The following is a 19,034-nucleotide window of genomic DNA, read 5'->3' on the forward strand; positions in this document are numbered from 1 at the left end:
TACAGCCGGGCATTGAAAAATAAGCCTCGCACCCGTAGCTGCCTTTTGCTCATCAGTTGTCCTCTTTTATTTCAATTTTAATGTAAGCAAAAAAGTAATCAACAGAATACAACAGCCTGCTATGAATGGAGCGAACAGATTTGTATCAAATAAAAATCCCGCTAGAGTAGGGCCTGAAATATTCCCGACACTCATATAGGCATTATTCATACCCGCTACATATCCTTGCTCATTCCCGGCCATCTTCGATAATTGTGTATTAAGAGCTGGACGAAGCATAGCTGTGGCAAAGAAAATAAGGGAAGTGACAAGGAAGATACTCCAAAAATCTTTGGCTAAGAGAAATAAAATATAAGCAACTGAGGTAAAAAGAAGCGATCCTTTGATCACCCTTTGTTCACCAAACTTATTGATTATTTTAGCAACAACTAGTGCCTGCATACCGACTCCGATCACAGCACCTGCGGTCAGAATGACAGCAATATTTTGAGGTGAGAATTGGAAGCGGTTCGTTACATATAAACCAAGAACAGATTCAAAATTAGCGAGTCCAAAGGTCATCACGAGGACAAGTACAAAGAGCATTGTATATTTTGACTTCAACGATCTCGCGTATTGTTTGTAAATAGATTCCTTCTGAATCATTCTTGCCCGCGCTGCTTTCATTTGCTCTTTTGATAAACTTTCAGGCAAACAAAACACTGAAAAAATAACAGCAACCATAGCAGCACCTGTCGCTGCGTAAAGCGGCACTCTCGTTCCATATCCTGCAAGAAGACCACCCAGTCCAGGTCCAATAACAAATCCGAATGACATGGCTGCGGCTAGCAGGCTATTTCCTTTGGCGCGTTCTTCGGTTGTTGTAATATCCGCTACATATGCCATCATGGGTGGAATAATCAGGGCTGCTGCCATTCCTTCCAGAAGTCTTGAGGTGTACAGCATCCATAACTCATCTCCGATAGCAAAGATAAATTTAGCCACAGCAAAAACAATGACACCTACGACGATGAATGCCTTTCTCCCATATCGATCAGACAGCTGTCCAGTCAGGGGAGAGAGCAGGAATTGTGTCATGCCATAGGCTGCTACCAATAAACCGATAGCCCGTCCACTGGCTCCAAACTCAATGATCAGTTCCGGCAGGATGGGGGTAATTAAACCAACGCCCACCATAACGATGAAGATATTAATCATTAGAATTCCAAGTATTCTTTTCATGCAAAAAACCTCCTGATCCATTGGTTTCTGGATAGGAGGTAGACATACGAACAAGAAGATACACTGCTCCCGTCTAAGAAGCAATGCTCTTATCGTTAATACCCAAAGCCTACACTAATCCTATCCAGAAAATTCGTAAGATTACGATTTTTTTCTTTGGTGGAATAGGATTAGTAGATCATTGGCTTAAGGTCACCCTTTCGATACTTTATTATTTATCAACGTAACATAAATTTCTTGATAAGGCAATGAAAGGATAACTCAGAAGAACCCGACTCGTCCTTCGGCCACATTTTTTAACCAGTCCTGCTTGCGGCTCTTATCGAGCTCGCCTCGCATACCTTTGATAATCAGCTCAATATCGGCTTTTCCCTGCTCATGCCACTCCAGAGCAGTGCTGACATACAGTTCTCCGAGCTGTGCCAGCGAAAACCCGTCAGTCATGGATGCCGCCTTCTGTGTACCTGTTTCCCCTGCAAAAACAAGGAAGTTGCGCAGCTTGAGATACGCCAGTCGCAGCGCTTCGTCAGGCAAACTGATTTCATAAGCCCGGTCGAAACGCCCTGCCCGGTTCATCAGACCTGGGTCGATTTTTTCGGGATAATTGGTCGTTCCGATCAGGAAGATGCCCTCCTTGGATGTAGCACCGTCGAGGGTATTCAGGAAAAAGGAACGCACCTCCTGAGGCATGGAATCAATGTCCTCAATGACTAGCACCATTGGAGCCAGGCGAGTAGCCGCCTCGAATACCTCTTTGACCGATTCGCTGGTTGTATACTCCGTAATTTGCCAGTAGGCTGCCGGACCCGGTACACTGCTGGCAATAGATTTTACAAGTGTTGTTTTACCGTTGCCCGGATGGCCATATAGCAAAATACCACGCTTATAAGGAATGTTATAAGTCTGATAGAAGGTACGATCCGCTTCAAAAAACTGATCAAGTGATCGGAAAATATCCCGTTTGATTTCCGCTTTCAAAATCACGTCATCCCGCGTAATTGCGCGGGTTATCGGCTCTGCCTGCCGAGAAAGTCCACGGCTTGTGTCGGTAAAAACGGTGACACGCTTCATATTCTGCTTACGTTCACGACCGCGTACTCCCGCGAGGAAGCCTTGCAGCTCCTGGTCGCCTATCGCAAATACGTAATCTTCATTGTACACGCCATTCTCACGGAAAAAGGGAACTCGCGCCAGCGCGATGCCCCACTTGGGATAGGCGAATACATTATTACGCATCGACAGATGCACGCCATATTCAGGAGTCGGCCCGTCATCGTCATACTGGATGGTGCGTTCCTCCAAACGATCGAAGACCCGTGCCACATGCTCCAGATCGGGGCTACCTGAACGAATATCCTCCTCCAGCAGATCCCAATACTCAATATTGGGATCATCGCTGGCATACAGCACGTATTTTACGCCATAGCGGTTATAGAGCGCTTCACTGATACCGTCGATCAGACGGGCATAAGCGGCATAACCGGTAATGCGTCCATCTGTACGTTCATCAAATTCGTAAATAGCTGGGATGTCTATACTCAAATTATTTGGCTCCTTTCAGGGCGGCTAGCGGCTTGCATTTGGCTACAACTGCTGCGAGTCCTGCCCCGGTGACACTTTCGATAATATCATCTACATTTTTGTAGGCTTGCGGAGATTCGTCGATAATGCTTTCCAGTGATGCCTGATTGACCACAATTTCGTCGTCTGTCCCTACACCCAGGGCTCCTGCAAAATCGTCCACACTGACGAGTCGTTTGGTCGCAGAACGCGAACGAATACGGCCTGCTCCATGGCAAATGGAGTGGAAGTTATCCTGACCGCCTGGTAAACCTACCATAATATAAGAGGCTGTCCCCATAGAGCCGGGGATCAGGGCCGGATGCCCTGTCGCCTGATAAGGCCGCGGATTGTCGGGGTGTCCTGCTGGAAGAGCACGCGTAGCACCTTTACGATGCACAAACACGCTGCCGTGATCGGGATGGGATTCCTCCCAAGCATAATTGTGCATTAGATCGTACAAAGTACGCAACTCGCACTTTGTACCAAAGACATCGCGGAAGGCTTCACGCACGGAGTATGCGATGAGATGTCGGTTCACCACGGCATAATTCAGCGCCGAATACATCATATCGACATAATGTGCAGCCTCTGGATGATCCAGCGGTGCGAATACTAGTCTTGGGTCAGAGGTACCGAGTCCGAGACGGCTCATCGTCTTGGCAATAGCAGATGAACTGGCTTGGCTGACTGCCCCACCCCAAGCCCGCGATCCAGAATGAATCATCACAGCCACTTGACCGTCGAACATACCCCAAGCTTCAGCTGTTTCGCGATTTTCCTCCGCGATCTCAATCGCCTGAATTTCGACAAAATGATTGCCTCCACCCAGCGTGCCGAGCTGTCGGTGGGCCCGATGCCATGTACGATCTTCGACAAGATTCAGCACCTCCTCATCAAATGAGAACTTACTGTGCTCTACATGGGTGAGTGAGGTGGATTTCTTAGGAGTGTAGCTGTCCGGAATATATTTGTTGGGTAAGCCGTGTAGACCCTTGCGTACAATATGCTCCAGTCGGATATCCGAATAATGCCCGCGCTGATGGGCTTCCATGGGCAAGTATTTATCGATGGTTTTGACCAGCTTGCGGCGCAGCTTGGTTTCCTTCAAAGCATCCTTGTGCAAATTGGTCAGGTGTACGCGCATGCCGCAGCCAATATCACTGCCGACGATGGAGGGAGATACATAGCCGTCCTCCATTCCCCATACAGCAGTCGTACCGATGCAGGTTCCGACGCCTACATGTACATCTGGTGTGTATCCCATATAGCGGATACCTGGAATTTGTAAATTGTTATTAGCCATCTCGAACACCTTGTAATCCAGTGAGGAGAAAAGTTGCTGAGAAGCATATACGGTCAGATCACCTGCCGGAAGCTTCATCAGATGGCTGTATGGTCCTTCATGCAAGGACGAGTTGGTTGTATGTTGTATATTCATATAAATGGGTAGTTCCCTTCTTCATGTAAATTCATAAATATTTGCATAAAAAGATTTAAAAAACAAAAAAAACCGCAGACTTGTCGTCTACGGCTTCCTGCACCGAAAGTGTCATTACATTTTATGATCAACACATCATAAATACGTAAAATAACCTGTTCTTCCAATAGCATAAAAAAATAAAAAAGCCTGGCTAATCACGCCGTCAGACAGCGTGATATCACCCATCATGTCGCCCGAACGGGGCCGATGAGACAAAAACTCAAATATGTGGTTGTATCGTGCTGCCTGTCTGTCGTTATCATGTAAAGCTCGGTCATGTCTGTCGGCCCCCTTTTCTTAAAGTTAATTGCTATGTTAATGGAAACCTGTGGAAGCTGTCAACCCTTGAAAGGTAGAAGTGTGGGAGAATGTGACTTTACTCATGGTGAAGTGTGAGTAACATCATAGTTCAATTGGCCCAAAGCTGTTATTGTACTAAATATTCAAATATTCAGATATTGTTGATCTTTTATAGGGCAATTCTGTGAGGGGGACGGAGCAGGCATGGAAGGAGATCTCCAGAAATTTAAGGCCGACTTTTTCAAAGCATTGGCTCACCCTCTGCGCATCCGCATTTTGGAGGTGCTGAGTGAAGGGGAACGGAATGTGAACGAGCTACAGACTGCGCTCGGTTCCGAAGGTTCTGCCGTATCGCAGCAATTGGCCGTTTTACGGGCCAAAAATTTGGTGAACAGCTTCAAGGAAGGTACATCGGTTGTGTATTCACTACGTGATCCGCTTTTGACGGAGCTGCTTGCGGTGGCGCGGCGGATTTTTGACAATCATTTGGTCGAAGCTATCTCGTTGCTGGAAGGTATACGTAACGAGAAGTAATGCTATTACAGAAAAGAAGGGTTACAGGAATGAAGTGGATAGGAAGGTTCGAAGGCTATAACGCAGGGGCTTTGCGAAAGGATCTCATTTCCGGAAGTATTGTAGCGATTGTGGCGATTCCGCTTGGTATGGCGTTTGCCATTGCATCAGGAGTAAAGCCGGAATATGGGCTGTATACGACCATTGTTGCGGGAATTTTGGTTTCGCTGCTGGGAGGGTCAAAATTCCAGATCGGAGGACCTACTGGTGCATTTATTCCGATTTTGCTGGCTATTGTCATGCAATACGGTTATGAGAACCTACTAATAGCCGGTTTTATGGCGGGCATTATGCTCATTTTAATGGGTGTGCTAAGGCTGGGGGCACTGATTAAGTTTATTCCCAAGCCAGTAACAATTGGCTTTACGGCCGGAATTGCCGTAACGATATTCAGCGGTCAGATTGCTAACTTTCTCGGCTTGCGCGGGGTAGAGCGGCATGAAACTTTTCTGCCTTCCATGGCAGAGCTCATCCATCGACTTCCTTCACTGAATGTATATAGTATCCTGACGGCTTGTATCTGTCTTGCCGCGCTTATTTTGGTGCCTAAAAAATGGCCCAAGATACCCGGCTCACTGGTTGGCCTACTCTTGTCAACGCTGGTGGCAGCTTTACTTTTTCCAGGGCAGGTGGCTACGATTGGTTCTGCGTATGGCGCAATTCCAGCATCTTTGCCTGAGCTACATATTCCTGCGATGACGTGGGATTTGATTGTGAAACTCTTGCCGCCAGCACTTGTTATTGCAATGCTGGGAGCTATTGAATCTCTGCTTTCAGCGGTGGTAGCTGACGGTATGACGGGAGCCCGGCATAACAGCAATCGTGAACTGGTTGGACAAGGGATTGCTAATTTGCTGACACCGCTGTTCGGCGGTATTCCTGCGACAGGTGCAATTGCCCGCACTGCCACAAATATCCGTAATGGTGCTGTTTCTCCTATGTCAGGTATCGTACATGGGTTCGTGGTGCTCCTCATTCTGGTGCTTTTTGCACCTTATGCATCCAATATTCCGTTGGCCAGTATGGCTCCGGTGCTAATGGTAGTGGCCTGGAATATGAGTGAGCGCAAGCATTTTGCCCACATTCTCAAAACGCGGACAGCGGATTCTATTGTGCTGGTTGTCACCTTTTTGCTAACGGTTTTTACGACGCTGACAACGGCTGTGGAGGTAGGCCTGATTCTAGCGGTTGTATTGTTTGTCAAACGTATGAGCAGTACACTTTCAGTAGACAAGGTACTTCCTGATCCTTCTGTAAAACATGAAAAAGTAGGCGCGCATATGGTCACAGATCAGCATGATTGTCCACAAGTGGCTATTTACAATGTGGAAGGCCCTCTATTTTTTGGTGCAGCTTCAGTATTGGAAAACTCAGGTGTGGGAGGTCAGACTGATCATCTGCAAGGGATTTTGTTATTGCGTATGGGAAAGGTCCCCTTTATGGATATGACAGGAGAAGCTAACTTTACTGCATTAATTCAGAAATACAGAAAGTCTGGTGGGACGGTGCTTGTTTCCGGACTCCAACCTCAACCGCTGGCATTACTACAGAAAACCGGATGCTACGACATGATTGGACAAAAGCATTTTTTCGAACATACAGGAGAGGCTCTTACGGCTGCCCTTGCACTGGTGAATCAGGATCAATGCTGTGGATGCAGACAAATGGCTTTCCGAGAATGTACGAGTCTGTGCCGCAGATCGCAGCAAACCAAATCTTCCTTTGCAGATGGAGCCGTTTCGGTTCCCATACCTGTAAATAGCGGCAGATAAAATTTATTGGTGAATGCCGAAAAATCTCTTCTAATCTCCGAAACCAAGTGCACAATGAAGACTTGCATTTGCTTCGAAAATGGAAGAGATTTTTCTCTTCTTAAAGAAAAAAAGGAATAAAATTCAAAAAAATGCTTGAATATCTGATTTTATGACACTATACTAGATTCAAAAGATACCATATGTTTCATTCTTTTGTTTTAAATTGTATTTTAATACTTGCTATCAACCTCCTCGATCACTTCTAGTTTCTTACCCTACCTTTTTCTTCATTTTTTCACTTATCGTTTTCAAACTTGTCCACCTGTTTCTACCCGATGCTCGTTCTTTACGGTCTGCACCAAGGGTTGTTCACCTCAGAATGATGATCTATGGATTTCACCCCGGCGGAATCTATATTTTTTAAAGGAGGTGAGTACCAGAGGCTATTTTGTGAGCTTTTGACGTAGCTGCCCGGAAGGTTGTCCTTGAGAATTAAAAAACCAAGTAAAGGGAGATGGAAAGTATTGATTAAGTCGAAAAATATCAAAAAGACGCTGTCGGTCAGTTTTACCGCTCTTCTTGCTTTTTCTCTGATTTCTCCGGTATATGGAGATTCCAGCACAACCACCTCAGCAGGAGCATCGACGATTTCCGCCAAGGTTTCAGCGAAGCTGAACCAACAATTCAGTGCCAGCGAGTATGTCACCTATCTGGTTAAATTGAAAGATCAGGTGGATACGGAGTCGGTAGCCAAGCATGCTTTCCAAAAGGCCTCTGCAGAGCAGATTTCCCCCGCTGCTGCTAAGCTTTCTGTACGTACAACGGTTGTGAACTCCCTCATGGATACAGCAGAAAAAACGCAACAATCCGTGGAAGAATACTTAAAGAAGGAAGTCAATAACGGAAACGTCAAAAAGTACAAGAGTTACTTTATCGTGAACGCATTTGCGGTAACCAGTACCAAAGAGGTCATGGATAATCTCGCCACACTTCCTGAGATCGACAAAATTTTACCGGATGAAAAGCGGGAACTGCAAAAGGTAGAAATAGATAAGGATGCCCAGCCCGTAGTTGAGGAATCGACAGCTGACCAGGCGGTTGCAGATCAAGCCGCTGTAGACACGGCTGTAACGGAAGTGAATGCTCAGAAGTCGGTGGAGGAATCTGTATACAAGGATGCTGTAACTCCTAGCCGGGTTGAATGGAATATTACCAAAGTCAAAGCACCACAGGTGTGGGCCAAAGGCATTGACGGCAAAGGGGTTGTCGTTGCCAATCTTGATACAGGCGTAGAGTATACTCACCCTGCGTTGAAAAGAAAATGGCGCGGTTTGAACGCTTCCGGTCAAGTCGTGAATCCAGAGCTGAGCTGGTATGATGCGGTTAACGGAGCATCACTGCCGACAGACTCAGATGGACATGGTACCCACACGATGGGGACGATTGTTGGCTCGGACAGCAACGGTACGAATGAAGTCGGTGTTGCACCCGGTGCCCAATGGATTGCCGTTCGAGTGTTCAATCCGGACACAACAGACTCCATCTTGCTGGACGGTGGACAGTGGCTGCTTGCTCCTGTAGATAAAAACGGTAAAAAGCACCCTGAGCTTGCACCGGATGTGGTGAATAACTCCTGGGGCGGTGGACCTGGCCTGGATGAATGGTATCGTCCAGTTACCCAGGCGTGGAGAGCGGCTCAGATATTCCCCGAATTCTCCGCAGGGAACACAACATGGTCAAATCCGGGCGGAGCCGGGTCTGTAGCCAATCCGGCGAATTTGCCGGAGGCTTATGCCACAGGGGCCACCGACGTTAACAACAAGCTGGCCAGCTTCTCGCTGCGCGGTCCTTCTCCTTATGGCGAAGTGAAACCTGAAATTTCGGCTCCTGGTGTAAACATTCGCTCTTCTGTACCTGGCGGAGTTTATGAGGGGGGATGGAACGGTACTTCCATGGCAGGTCCGCATACAGTCGGATTGGCGGCACTGCTTCTTCAGGCCAAACCATCATTGACGGTGGATCAACTGGAGGATGTGATTTCGAAAACAGCGACGCCGCTGACTGACAGCCAGTATCGGACTTCACCAAATAATGGTTACGGATACGGTCTGATCGACGCGCTTGCTGCGGTGAACTCCGTACTTAAGTGAGGATTTTGCAAAAATCCCATAAGAGACTTCCAATGAACAAGATATAGAGCGAAAGATAGGATTAAGAAAGACCCCCGAAAATCCCTTTGAGCGGCTCGTACAGAAATTGCATACAACTGTTAACCGTGTAATGCACTATTGCGTAGCCGCAAAAAGGGGGTTTTCGTACATAAAAGAATATAAAAGTCATAGAATTTCAAGAAAAATGCAAAAAAATGACTTGTATATCTGTTTTGATAACTTTATACTATTCCATAATATATGATTATATATCAATTTTTAATATAAACTGTAATGATATAACATGTTTTTCTTCGAAGTTCTCCTGCATTTTCTCCTTGGTTTCTACTGAATTTCATCGCTTCCTATTAGGATTGTAAACTCACCTATGAAGTACCACCGCCTATGAACAGCCAAATATTTTTGTGCCTCTATATTCTATGAAGGAGGTGGTCGCCAGCCACATCGTGTTGCGCAACCCGTGTGTTTGATGTGTAAGGTATGAGGTCTTACTCTGTACAGGTTATTCCAGAAACATTAAACCTAGTAAAAGGAGTGGAGAAGTAATTGATTAAACCTAAACGATTCAAGAAACCACTATCTATCGGACTATCTTTGCTTATGGCCTTTTCCTTTGTTCAACCTGCTTTGGCGAAAAACACACCGGATGGCTCCAAGCTGGAGCTGAAATCAGCCTCGCACAAGATCACGACCGCGAAGGTATCTCCGAAACTGACCAAACAGTTTGAGGAGAATAACTATGTTACCTATCTGGTCAAATTAAAAGAACAAGTTGACACTAACAAGGTTTCCAAAAATGCTCTCCAAAAGGCCTCACTTGAGAAAATAACACCTTCCGCTGCCAAAATGGCTGCACGCAGCCATGTGATCAGTTCTCTGCGTGAAACGGCTTCAAGAACCCAATATGGGCTTGAAAATTATTTGGATAAGCAATCAGAGAGCGGCGGAGTGAAGGAATATAAAAGCTTTTTTATTGTCAATGCATTGGCTGTAACAAGCACCAAGGAGGTGCTGGATCATATTTCGCAGTTGCCTGAGGTCGATAAAGTCTTGCCGAATGAAACGCGTTATCTGCAAAAGGTGACGGTTGACAAGCAAGCAGAGGGAGCAAATGCCAAAACGGTTGAAACAGCTGAAACAGCGACAGCAGCAACGGCGAAGTCTGCAACGGTAGAGAAAGCTGTAGAACTGGAGAAGGACGATGGCAAAACATCGGCTAAGCCTGGCAATGCAGGTAAGAACGCTGTAGACCCATCTACGGTGGAATGGAACATATCCCATATTAACGCACCACAAGTGTGGGAAAAAGGAATTGACGGAACCGGAATCGTGGTTGCCAATCTGGATACAGGTGTAGATTATACACATCCGGCCCTTCATCGCAAATGGCGGGGTCTGGACGCGGCAGGCAATGTCGTGAATCCCGAGCTGAGCTGGTACGATCCGCATAGTCATGCGACGCTTCCGGTCGATCAGGAAGACGATTCCCATGGTACACATACGATGGGCACGATGGTCGGCTCTGAAGAAAACGGAACGAATCGAGTTGGCGTTGCACCTGGTGCGAAGTGGATTGCGGTTCGGATTTTTAATCCGGAAACGACGGATGCGATTATACTGGATGGTGGTCAATGGCTGCTTGCGCCAAAAGATGCCCAAGGGAATCTTCATCCCGAGCTTGCTCCAGACGTAGTGAACAACTCGTGGGGAGGCGGACCGGGTCTTGATGAATGGTTCCGCCCTGTGGTTCAGGCATGGCGGGATGCTCAAATCTTCCCCGAATTCTCCGCAGGTAATACCTCTCTTTCCAATCCGGGCGGACCTGCCTCGGTAGCCAATCCGGCAAACTATCCGGAATCTTTCGCTACTGGAGCCACGGATAGCAATGATAATCTGGCCAGCTTCTCATTGTTAGGACCATCACCCTATGGTGAGGTGAAGCCCGAAGTTTCCGCGCCGGGTGTTAATATCCGGTCATCTGTCGCTGGTGGCGCCTATAAAGGCGGGTATAACGGTACTTCCATGGCGGGACCTCATGTGGCGGGCCTTGCAGCTCTGTTGCTGCAAGCGAATCATTCGCTTACCGTAGACCAGCTTGAGGAAATTTTGATGAACACAGCTACACCGCGCACGGACAGCACATATCCTACTTCGCCAAACAATGGCTACGGACATGGTGTCATTAATGCGCTGGATGCAGTCGGTTCGGTCATGCAAGGTCTGGGCTCCGTGTCTGGTAAAGTTGTAACGGGTGGCGACGATCTGGAAGCACCTGTTCTCGAGCATACACCGCCCGCAGCGGCATTCGAGGGTATTGATATACCTCTGACTGCTCATGTAACGGATGATGTCGGCGTGACGGCCGTTGAGGCATTTGCCAAAACAGCAGGTACGTCAAACTATGTATATATTCCGTTGGAACGGACCTCCGGCGTTAGCAAAGATGGTACATATCAAGCGTCCATCCCGACTTTTTTGGTGGACAGCGCTGGTCTGGAATACTATATTCGTGTAAATGATTACGGTAATAACGGATTTGAAACTGAAGTATACAAGGTTAAAATCTCCAAAGGCGTAAAACCAGGCTACACACAAGACTTCGAAAAAGACATTGCCGGTATTAATATCGGTGGACAGGGCAGTGTTTGGAAATGGGGAACTCCGACAAGCGGCCCTAAAAGCGCACATTCGGGTACAAAGGTCATCGCGACTAATCTCGAAGGCCAATATCAGGCCAACTCCAACAGTTATTTTATGGCCCCTCCGATTGATCTGACCGAGAGCTCAAAAGGGGCACTGGTCAGCTTCAAGCATTGGTACGATCTTGAAAACAATTCTGATTTCGGCAAAGTGTACGTAGCGACCACGAATAATCAGAATGCATTTGAGCAGGTATTATCGTTTACCGGCACCAGCAACGGCTGGAAAACACAATATCTTGATTTGCGGGCATTCGCGGGTCAAAAGGTATACCTCCTGTTCAACTTTACGAGTGACAATACGGTTGTGAAAGATGGCTGGTATATTGACGATCTGTCGATTCAGGAGCCAGACACCGTTGCACCTGCTGCGCCGAGCAATTTGACTGCTGAAGCAGATACTGTGGGCAACGTCACATTGGCCTGGAATGCTTCCTCCGATGATGATGTGAAGCAGTATAAGGTGTATCGTTCTACCCAATCAGGCAAAAATTATGCTTCCATTGGTACAACCTCGGCACTGACATTCACAGATACCATCACGGTCGGCGGAGCGACCTATCATTATGCAGTGGCGGCTGAGGATTATAGTGGTAATGAAGGAATCAAGTCGAATGAGGCTTCTCTGAGAGTAGACGTGCCGGATACGCTGTATAGCGATCATTTTGACGGCAACTCGGATAATGGCTGGACTCATTCCGGTACCAAGGATGAGTGGGAACATGGCATTCCGAAGGAAGTAGGACCAGAGAGCGCAGTGTCCAGACCAAATGTGTGGGCAACCGATCTTGATAGCAATTATGAGAACGGAGCTGAATTTTCGCTGGTTTCTCCAAAAATTAATTTGCAGGCTGTACGCAACGCAACACTGACCTTCAATCACTGGTTTGAAATTGAGGCCGGCTATGATTACGGTTATGTGGAAGTGTCCAAAAACAATGGCGACACGTGGAGCGAGCTGGGCAAGTTCTCTCACAATACGAATGGGAAAAAGTGGGCTCCGGTTTATTACAATCTGGATAGCTACACTGGCAATGAGATCCAAATTCGCTTCCGTTTGAAATCGGATAACAGTGTGAACAAGAACGGCTGGTACATTGACGATTTCCGTGTATTGGGTATTCCAGCTGCGACAGTGACCAAGGACATCGTACCTGAGTCGAATATCAAGCTGGAAAAAGCGGAAGAACAATTCCCGCTGTACAAAATTACAAGCACTGAAAAGAGTGAATTCCAGGAGAAAGTGAAGCCGGCAGAAACAACGGTGGATAGTGGACGTGTCGGTCTCGACAGTCTTCCAGCCAGCGCTACGGTTACGGTATTGGAAACCGGACGTTCGGTGAAAACGGACCCGACCACGGGCAAATACAGCTTCACCCATGTAGCGGGCGACTATACGCTGAAGGCTGAAGCCTATGGTTACGTGCCTCAAACAAAAGCAGTCACGATTGAGAATAACAAAGTCATCAGAGCAAACTTTAGTCTTCAGGCCGTACCTCACGGTACGATTCACGGGGTCATTACCGACAAGCAATCCGGTGAACCGATCCAAAAAGCGAAAGTGTTGGTGCTGGAGGATGCACGTATTGCTCCGGTAGAGACGAATGAGGCTGGAGAATTTACGCTGGACGTGCTGGAAGGAACATACACATTGTCCATTTCAGCTGAGAATTATTATAGCGACAGTGTATCCGTTACTGCTCCTCCGAACGGTAGTGTGGAAGCGAATGTCACGTTGAAACCTTTCATTGGGTTCCAAGGAGGCATTGCCTACGATGACGGGACAGGAGAAAATGCTAGAGCCTTTAACGCGGCAGGCAATTCATGGGCAGTCAGAATGACGCCTGAGTCGGAAGTAGCTCAAGTGACAGGAGCATCGCTTTTGTTCTGGAACTCTGCTTTCCCGAATCCGGGAGGAACGGCATTCCAATATTCTGTCTATGACGCCTCCGGTGCGGCAGGAGCACCTGGACGATTGTTGGCTGGTCCATTCGACGGGACTGCCGTACGGGATGAGACACAATGGACGACGGTGCAGCTCCCAGAGCCGGTGACGGTTCAAGGTGACTTCTACATCGTATATACACAGTCTGCTGTAGGCACACAGTCGCCGGGTCTTGCTACAGATGAAAGCAGTCCCAATGCGCTTCGAAGCTGGCAAGGTGTAAGCGGCACATGGAGCCAATCACCTGAGGAGGAAGGGAACTACATGATCCGGGCTATCGTCAGATATCCGGTGAATGCTCCAACGATTACGACTCCTACGAAGGCTACCTATACGCAGGAAGAGACGATTACCGTAACAGGAACTTCTCCGGCAGAAGGAGCCGATATTCAGCTCTTTAACGGTAAGGAGCTGGCTGGCACAACGAAAGTGAAGGATCGTCAGTTCAGTTTGTCGGTTGGTCTTCAGCCAGGTGCTAATCCGCTAAGTGTTCAAGCAGCGGTATACGGCAAATTAACGGATCGTTCCGAAACGGTAGTTGTGACGCTCGATCAGACTAAACCGGGCCTGATCCTGACTTCTCCTGATGAAGGAGCCCGTACGAACGCGGGTGTAGTTAGTGTTATCGGTACCGTGTACGACGAGTTCCTCACCGAATTGTCGATTAACGGTGAGCCCGCTGAATTTGGAAGTGATGGCAGCTTTAACAAGCGATTGCTTATCAACGAAGGCGAAAATCAAATTACGGTGACGGCCAAGGATCTTGCCGAAAACGAAACAACCGTTACGCGCTCGGTGTATGTCGATACAGCTCTACCGAAGCTTGAAAACATTAACCCTGCTGAGGATGTGCGTATTACTCCAGGGCAGTCGGTACGGGTATCCTTTGACAGTGCATCCGGTTTGGAGGCGTCCTTCCATGTGGAGCTGCCTTTCAACCTGTCCACTTTGGGCCGCAACGATATTCCATTAAATGAGACTTCATCAGGCCACTATGAAGGTACTTATTTCACTTCATCTTCTCTGAACCTGGAAGGCGGAGTCATCGTGATCCGGGTAAGGGATGCAGCGGGAAATGAAGTGGAGACGGAGGCGCCGGGAAGATTGTATGTAACCAATGGTGGAGGACAGAACCCTGATCCGAATCCACCTACATCCAATGAAAAGCCAGTAGCCATTATTCAGGCTAATGAATCAGCTAAGAAGAACAAAAATGTACAATTTAACGCCAAAGCTTCCCGTGATGTAGACGGTGAAATCGTCAGCTACAGCTGGAGTTTTGGCGATGGCGATACGGCAGTCGGTTCCAAGGTGAAGCATAAATTCACCACAGCTGGAACGTATACCGTGGAGCTAACGGTGACGGATAATGACGGCGCAATCGGTAAGACTGTGCATACGATCACGATCCGTTAACACCCAGTAGGAAATGGAATGCTTGTTTTAGAATATCAATGAAGGCCCACAGCAAGCCACGGTTTATAGAGGCTGCTGTGGGCCATTTTTAATTGTCGAACCGTTCAGGAAGCGATACAATGAGTAGAACTCTATAAAGTGAATCGTTTCACAATAATATTTTAGCAGGAGAGGATCATATGATTCATTTGCAAAAAGAAAGCGGACGTATCCGTCTTGTGCTGGATGCCTATTTTATGGGGGAAGATATCATTGTACTCATTTCAGGCGGTGATCAGCCCCATTTGGGAACGATTACAGCAGGGGCCAGACTAGAGCCGATTCAAACTGTGCAATTGCAAAATCACAAGGAGTTTTATATTACCGAAGAAATTGCAGTTCGCTTGCGAAAAGAGTTTGCAGGCAATTTTGCCATTTGCTGCGGGGCACATTTAGATCATGCAACCAAGGACGAAATCCGAGTGCTGACAGATATGGCTATACAACTGGGAAAAGAGCTCATTGGAGAACTCAAGCAAGCACGCTAGTAGCATACCTTTTTATGTGAACTCCCGAAAGAGCAGATTGCGATATGGGTACTTGCTAAAGGGATACTTAAAAAGCAATGCAAAGCCATCATCCTCAATTTGTACGGATTTCAGCGCAGAGGATGGAATCAAACTACGGATCATGACATGAACTGCACGCTGGTCTTGTCTGTTGATCGCTTTGGCTAAGGCAGAAGCAAAACATGGATTGCGTGCCAATTCGCGATACAGCGGAAAAACGGCTTTCGCGATGGCGCGATGAACTCTCGGCTCAAACGTAAACTGCACAGTCCCCGGTGGAATCGTCGTTCCATTCGTATAATAGAGCATCGGTGGCTGAGCTAAAAAGGAAATAAAGTAGCCGATGCCGTTCGTGCCTAAGCCTTGTTTGGCGGCAAATGGAGCTACTGAGCAGAGAAGGGATTTCATCCGATCCAAATTCGCCTGAACGACAGCTCGTGACCATTGAACTGCAAACGCACGTCGGGTTGCAATAGCTTTGTAAAAGGGTAGCATGGCAGCGGATATTTTCCTAAGTGTATCTGCATTTAAACGTTTGTGAGGCGAGCCCTTTCTGCGGGATGTTGCACGATATAACATAGCTCCGACCTCCTTGGCAGGATGCTCTCATGGAGCGCAATTGATCTGTAACAGGTAAAATACTGTATGCCCGGTTACCTCAAAAAGTGCTAATATCGCTAGGTTTCTTCTTTTTAACGTTCTAATTTAAAAAATTGAAATAAGTACTGTCCTGATTTGTAAGATTGTGGTACCCTTGAACTTATATATTTGCTATTTTTCGTATTGGAGTTGAATTTAACAGATGAGTGATTTGTACAAGGAGCCTCGGTCTTCCGATCCTTTTCAGGAGACGAACGATTATAACGCCCCATTTAACCCGCCCCCAGTAGTTCCACCTACAAATAGTAAAGCTGTTGCCTCGATGGTGCTCGGAATTTTATCTGTTGTCATTCCCTATCTTGGGTTGATTATCGGAATTGTGGGTATTATTTTGTCCAGTCTTTCCCTGAAGGAAATTAACCGTCATGGCGAGCAAGGCAGAGGTATGGCCATTGCTGGATTGGTATGTAGTATTATCGGTACACTGATTTATACACTAATCATCATTTTTATAGTTATTGTTTTTATTGTAGCGGCCTCCAGTGGGGATCCGGATATTTTTTCAGACATTTAATGAATTGAAGAATGCTTGAGTCAGACAAACCATTCACGATTTGACTATTGGATGCTATGATAAAAGGAGTCCAATGAAGGAGAGTGAAGCCGTATGGCACGTACTCAAACACAAAAAGCGCTGAGCAAGGCAAAACGCGCTGGAATCTATTGCGCGGCACAAAGCCGCAAAACGAATGACCATTATGGCGAGATTTCACAGCACATACGAATGAAGCCGACCAAGCAAGAACAATTACAAAAGGTCAAGCACAAGAAGCGAATCGTTCAGAGCGACGCTTCTTTTTTTTGTCTTTATCGAGAATTTTTTTGTTTTTATAGAAGTTGTCACAATCATGAAGACAGTATTCGTTATACAGATAATGACGGACACACAAGGAGGTGATCCTATGGAACGGTTCAGCCACGGGGCCAACGACCATACAGAACATGTAGAATCCGTCGTGGACCGCGTCAAAGCTGGCGATCAACAGGCTTATGCCACCATCATACGTACTTATGAAAAGCAGATATATATGTACTGCTATTATATTCTGAAAAACCGCGAGGAAGCGGAGGATGCGGTACAGGATATATTTATCAAAGTATATCAGGCAATAGGTAAATATAGACAGCAGGTTTCCTTTTCGGCGTGGCTTTATAAAGTAGCGTACTATCACTGCCTGGATCAAATTAGGAAAAAAAGCCGCTGGCATCGATTAATATCGATCCAAAAAGAGCAACAGCAACATCTAGATGATTACTATCCATCCGATGATGAACGCGAAGTCGATGAGCTTCTAATGAATCTGAATTCGGAAGAAAGAAATCTTGTGCTGTTGAAAGCTGTTGAGCAGTACAGCTTTGAGGAGATCGGAGAAATTATGGATTGCAAGCCCGCGACTTTGCGAAAAAAGTATGAACGGTTACGCAAAAAGCTGATTCAGCAAAAAATGAAAAAAGGAGGGCTAACGAATGAGCGCATGGCAGGATCAAACTGAACACGAGCAAATGGAGCAAATCCGCCGCACGGTCCAAAATAAGAAGATGCCTCAGGTTAGCTATACGGATGACATTATGAAGAGGTTGGGGGAAATGGACGGGGGGAGCGGGAAGTTAACGTACAAAAAAGGCACATGGATCAAAAGAGTGGCCGTTAGTGCGTCTGCAGCGGCAGTGTTGGGAGGACTGGTGTTGGGAAGCGGTTTTGTGTCCCCAGCTATGGCCGAAACGTTAAAAAACATCCCGTTGATCGGCAGCGTATTCCAATATAATTTTGACAGAAGCTTGCAGCAAGCCAGTAAATCTGGATTGACGACGACACCCCATTTGAGTGTATCCCGCGATGGAGTGACCTTGAACATCAAAGAAGTTATGTTTGACGGAACACGGCTGGTGTTCATGATTGAACGCCAAGGGGTAGAAGATGAGAGGATTATGTCCCCTTATTTGCCCGAGGATGCCGTGAGTGTCGAGGGGAATACATTGGAGAAGGTACCCGTGGAAAAGCAAAAAAAGGGGTATTTGTTCACACCTAAGGTCTTTATTGAAGGACAAAAGATGGTGTACGGTTCGTTTACGGACGCGGTTGGCAAAAAGGAAGACGGCAAGCTCATCGACAATATGGCTATGTATGAAATCACCAAAGGACTGTCGGAGAAAAATCTATCTGACGAATTTGAGATTACAGTAAAAGTGAATGTGAGCGGCTTCCATGAGCCATTTGAATTTCAGGTGCCGGTGAAGAATTTATCCAAAAACAAAATTTTGCTGAAGCCTGATAAGACACAGAGCAGCGGAACGTTCAGTTACACGGTGAAGCAGATCGAGCTGACTCCGGTAACAACCCGTCTTATTGTGGACAGCAAGGGCAAAGTACCGAGCACCGCGGAGCAATCAGGCGATTTAAGCGCGACTAAAATGTATTACGACATTGTGGATCAGGACGGAAATCAGCTGGAGCAACATATGTTAGGTCTGTTCCATCGCAGTCCTGATTCCGAATACCATGAGGATGAAGCATACAGTCCATTTACAAAAACACCGACCTCCATTACGATCATGCCGTACACTATGACGGTTAAGAAGGACTGGTCTGTGATAGAGGATCAAGAGGGAAATTGGGCCAAAACATATCATAAGGATTTGGAAATGACGATCCCAGTCCCATCTCAATGATAAAACAACCCAACCCGGACGATAAAGGAGAGGA

13 protein-coding genes are annotated in these 19,034 nt (G+C 46.9%); 9 read left to right on the top strand and 4 right to left on the bottom strand.

Annotated elements, in window-relative coordinates; all coding sequences use genetic code 11:
* Positions 1-66 precede the first annotated feature (66 nt).
* The 3 genes from C1T21_RS19325 to C1T21_RS19335 all read right to left on the bottom strand — a co-directional run bounded on the left by C1T21_RS19325 (position 67) and on the right by C1T21_RS19335 (position 4,222).
* Positions 67-1,221, bottom strand: a complete 1,155-nt coding sequence (locus C1T21_RS19325) for an MFS transporter (protein WP_103049383.1) — start codon at positions 1,219-1,221, stop codon at positions 67-69.
* Positions 1,222-1,482: 261 nt separating this feature from the next.
* A complete protein-coding gene (locus C1T21_RS19330; protein ID WP_103049384.1) occupies positions 1,483-2,763 on the bottom strand; it encodes an AAA family ATPase in 1,281 nt (426 codons plus the stop codon).
* Between the two features lies 1 nt (position 2,764).
* Entirely contained in the window at positions 2,765-4,222 is a 1,458-nt protein-coding gene (locus C1T21_RS19335) for an RtcB family protein (protein ID WP_028542491.1), read from the bottom strand.
* A 546-nt stretch (positions 4,223-4,768) separates the two neighbouring features.
* Here C1T21_RS19335 and C1T21_RS19340 point away from each other — a divergent pair.
* From C1T21_RS19340 to lpdD, 5 genes are all read left to right on the top strand, one after another.
* Positions 4,769-5,098 (top strand): ArsR/SmtB family transcription factor, encoded by a 330-nt coding sequence (locus C1T21_RS19340; protein WP_013311437.1) that lies wholly within the window; start codon positions 4,769-4,771, stop codon positions 5,096-5,098.
* A gap of 29 nt (positions 5,099-5,127) precedes the next feature.
* Complete coding sequence (locus tag C1T21_RS19345) at positions 5,128-6,909, top strand: SulP family inorganic anion transporter (protein WP_103049385.1); 1,782 nt, start codon at positions 5,128-5,130, stop codon at positions 6,907-6,909.
* Positions 6,910-7,415: 506 nt separating this feature from the next.
* A complete protein-coding gene (locus C1T21_RS19350) occupies positions 7,416-9,041 on the top strand; it encodes a S8 family serine peptidase (RefSeq protein ID WP_103049386.1) in 1,626 nt (541 codons plus the stop codon).
* Between the two features lie 567 nt (positions 9,042-9,608).
* Positions 9,609-15,122, top strand: coding sequence for a S8 family serine peptidase (locus tag C1T21_RS19355; protein ID WP_103049387.1), 5,514 nt, complete (start codon positions 9,609-9,611; stop codon positions 15,120-15,122).
* Positions 15,123-15,301: 179 nt separating this feature from the next.
* Positions 15,302-15,649 carry a prenylated flavin chaperone LpdD gene (gene lpdD / locus C1T21_RS19360; RefSeq protein WP_023989817.1) on the top strand — a complete coding sequence of 116 codons (348 nt, stop codon included), beginning with the start codon at positions 15,302-15,304 and terminating at the stop codon, positions 15,647-15,649.
* A 12-nt stretch (positions 15,650-15,661) separates the two neighbouring features.
* Here the strand turns inward: lpdD and C1T21_RS19365 are convergent, their stop codons facing one another.
* Complete coding sequence (locus C1T21_RS19365) at positions 15,662-16,249, bottom strand: hypothetical protein (RefSeq protein WP_103049388.1); 588 nt, start codon at positions 16,247-16,249, stop codon at positions 15,662-15,664.
* Between the two features lie 223 nt (positions 16,250-16,472).
* Between C1T21_RS19365 and C1T21_RS19370 the strand changes: the two genes are divergently transcribed.
* The 4 genes from C1T21_RS19370 to C1T21_RS19385 all read left to right on the top strand — a co-directional run bounded on the left by C1T21_RS19370 (position 16,473) and on the right by C1T21_RS19385 (position 19,000).
* The gene (locus C1T21_RS19370) at positions 16,473-16,844 is read left to right on the top strand and encodes a DUF4190 domain-containing protein (protein WP_029515642.1); all 372 of its coding nucleotides are present in this window, start codon (positions 16,473-16,475) and stop codon (positions 16,842-16,844) included.
* A 93-nt stretch (positions 16,845-16,937) separates the two neighbouring features.
* The gene (locus C1T21_RS19375) at positions 16,938-17,228 is read left to right on the top strand and encodes a hypothetical protein (RefSeq protein ID WP_258012548.1); all 291 of its coding nucleotides are present in this window, start codon (positions 16,938-16,940) and stop codon (positions 17,226-17,228) included.
* Positions 17,229-17,232: 4 nt separating this feature from the next.
* Positions 17,233-17,823, top strand: a complete 591-nt coding sequence (locus C1T21_RS19380) for an RNA polymerase sigma factor (protein WP_258012549.1) — start codon at positions 17,233-17,235, stop codon at positions 17,821-17,823.
* Positions 17,798-19,000: a DUF4179 domain-containing protein gene (locus C1T21_RS19385; protein WP_103049390.1), complete on the top strand. Its 1,203-nt coding sequence runs from the start codon at positions 17,798-17,800 to the stop codon at positions 18,998-19,000. The genes C1T21_RS19380 and C1T21_RS19385 overlap by 26 nt, the downstream gene beginning before the upstream one ends.
* Positions 19,001-19,034 lie beyond the last annotated feature (34 nt).

The organism is Paenibacillus sp. F4 (assembly GCF_002894905.1).
Classification (GTDB): domain Bacteria; phylum Bacillota; class Bacilli; order Paenibacillales; family Paenibacillaceae; genus Paenibacillus; species Paenibacillus polymyxa_B.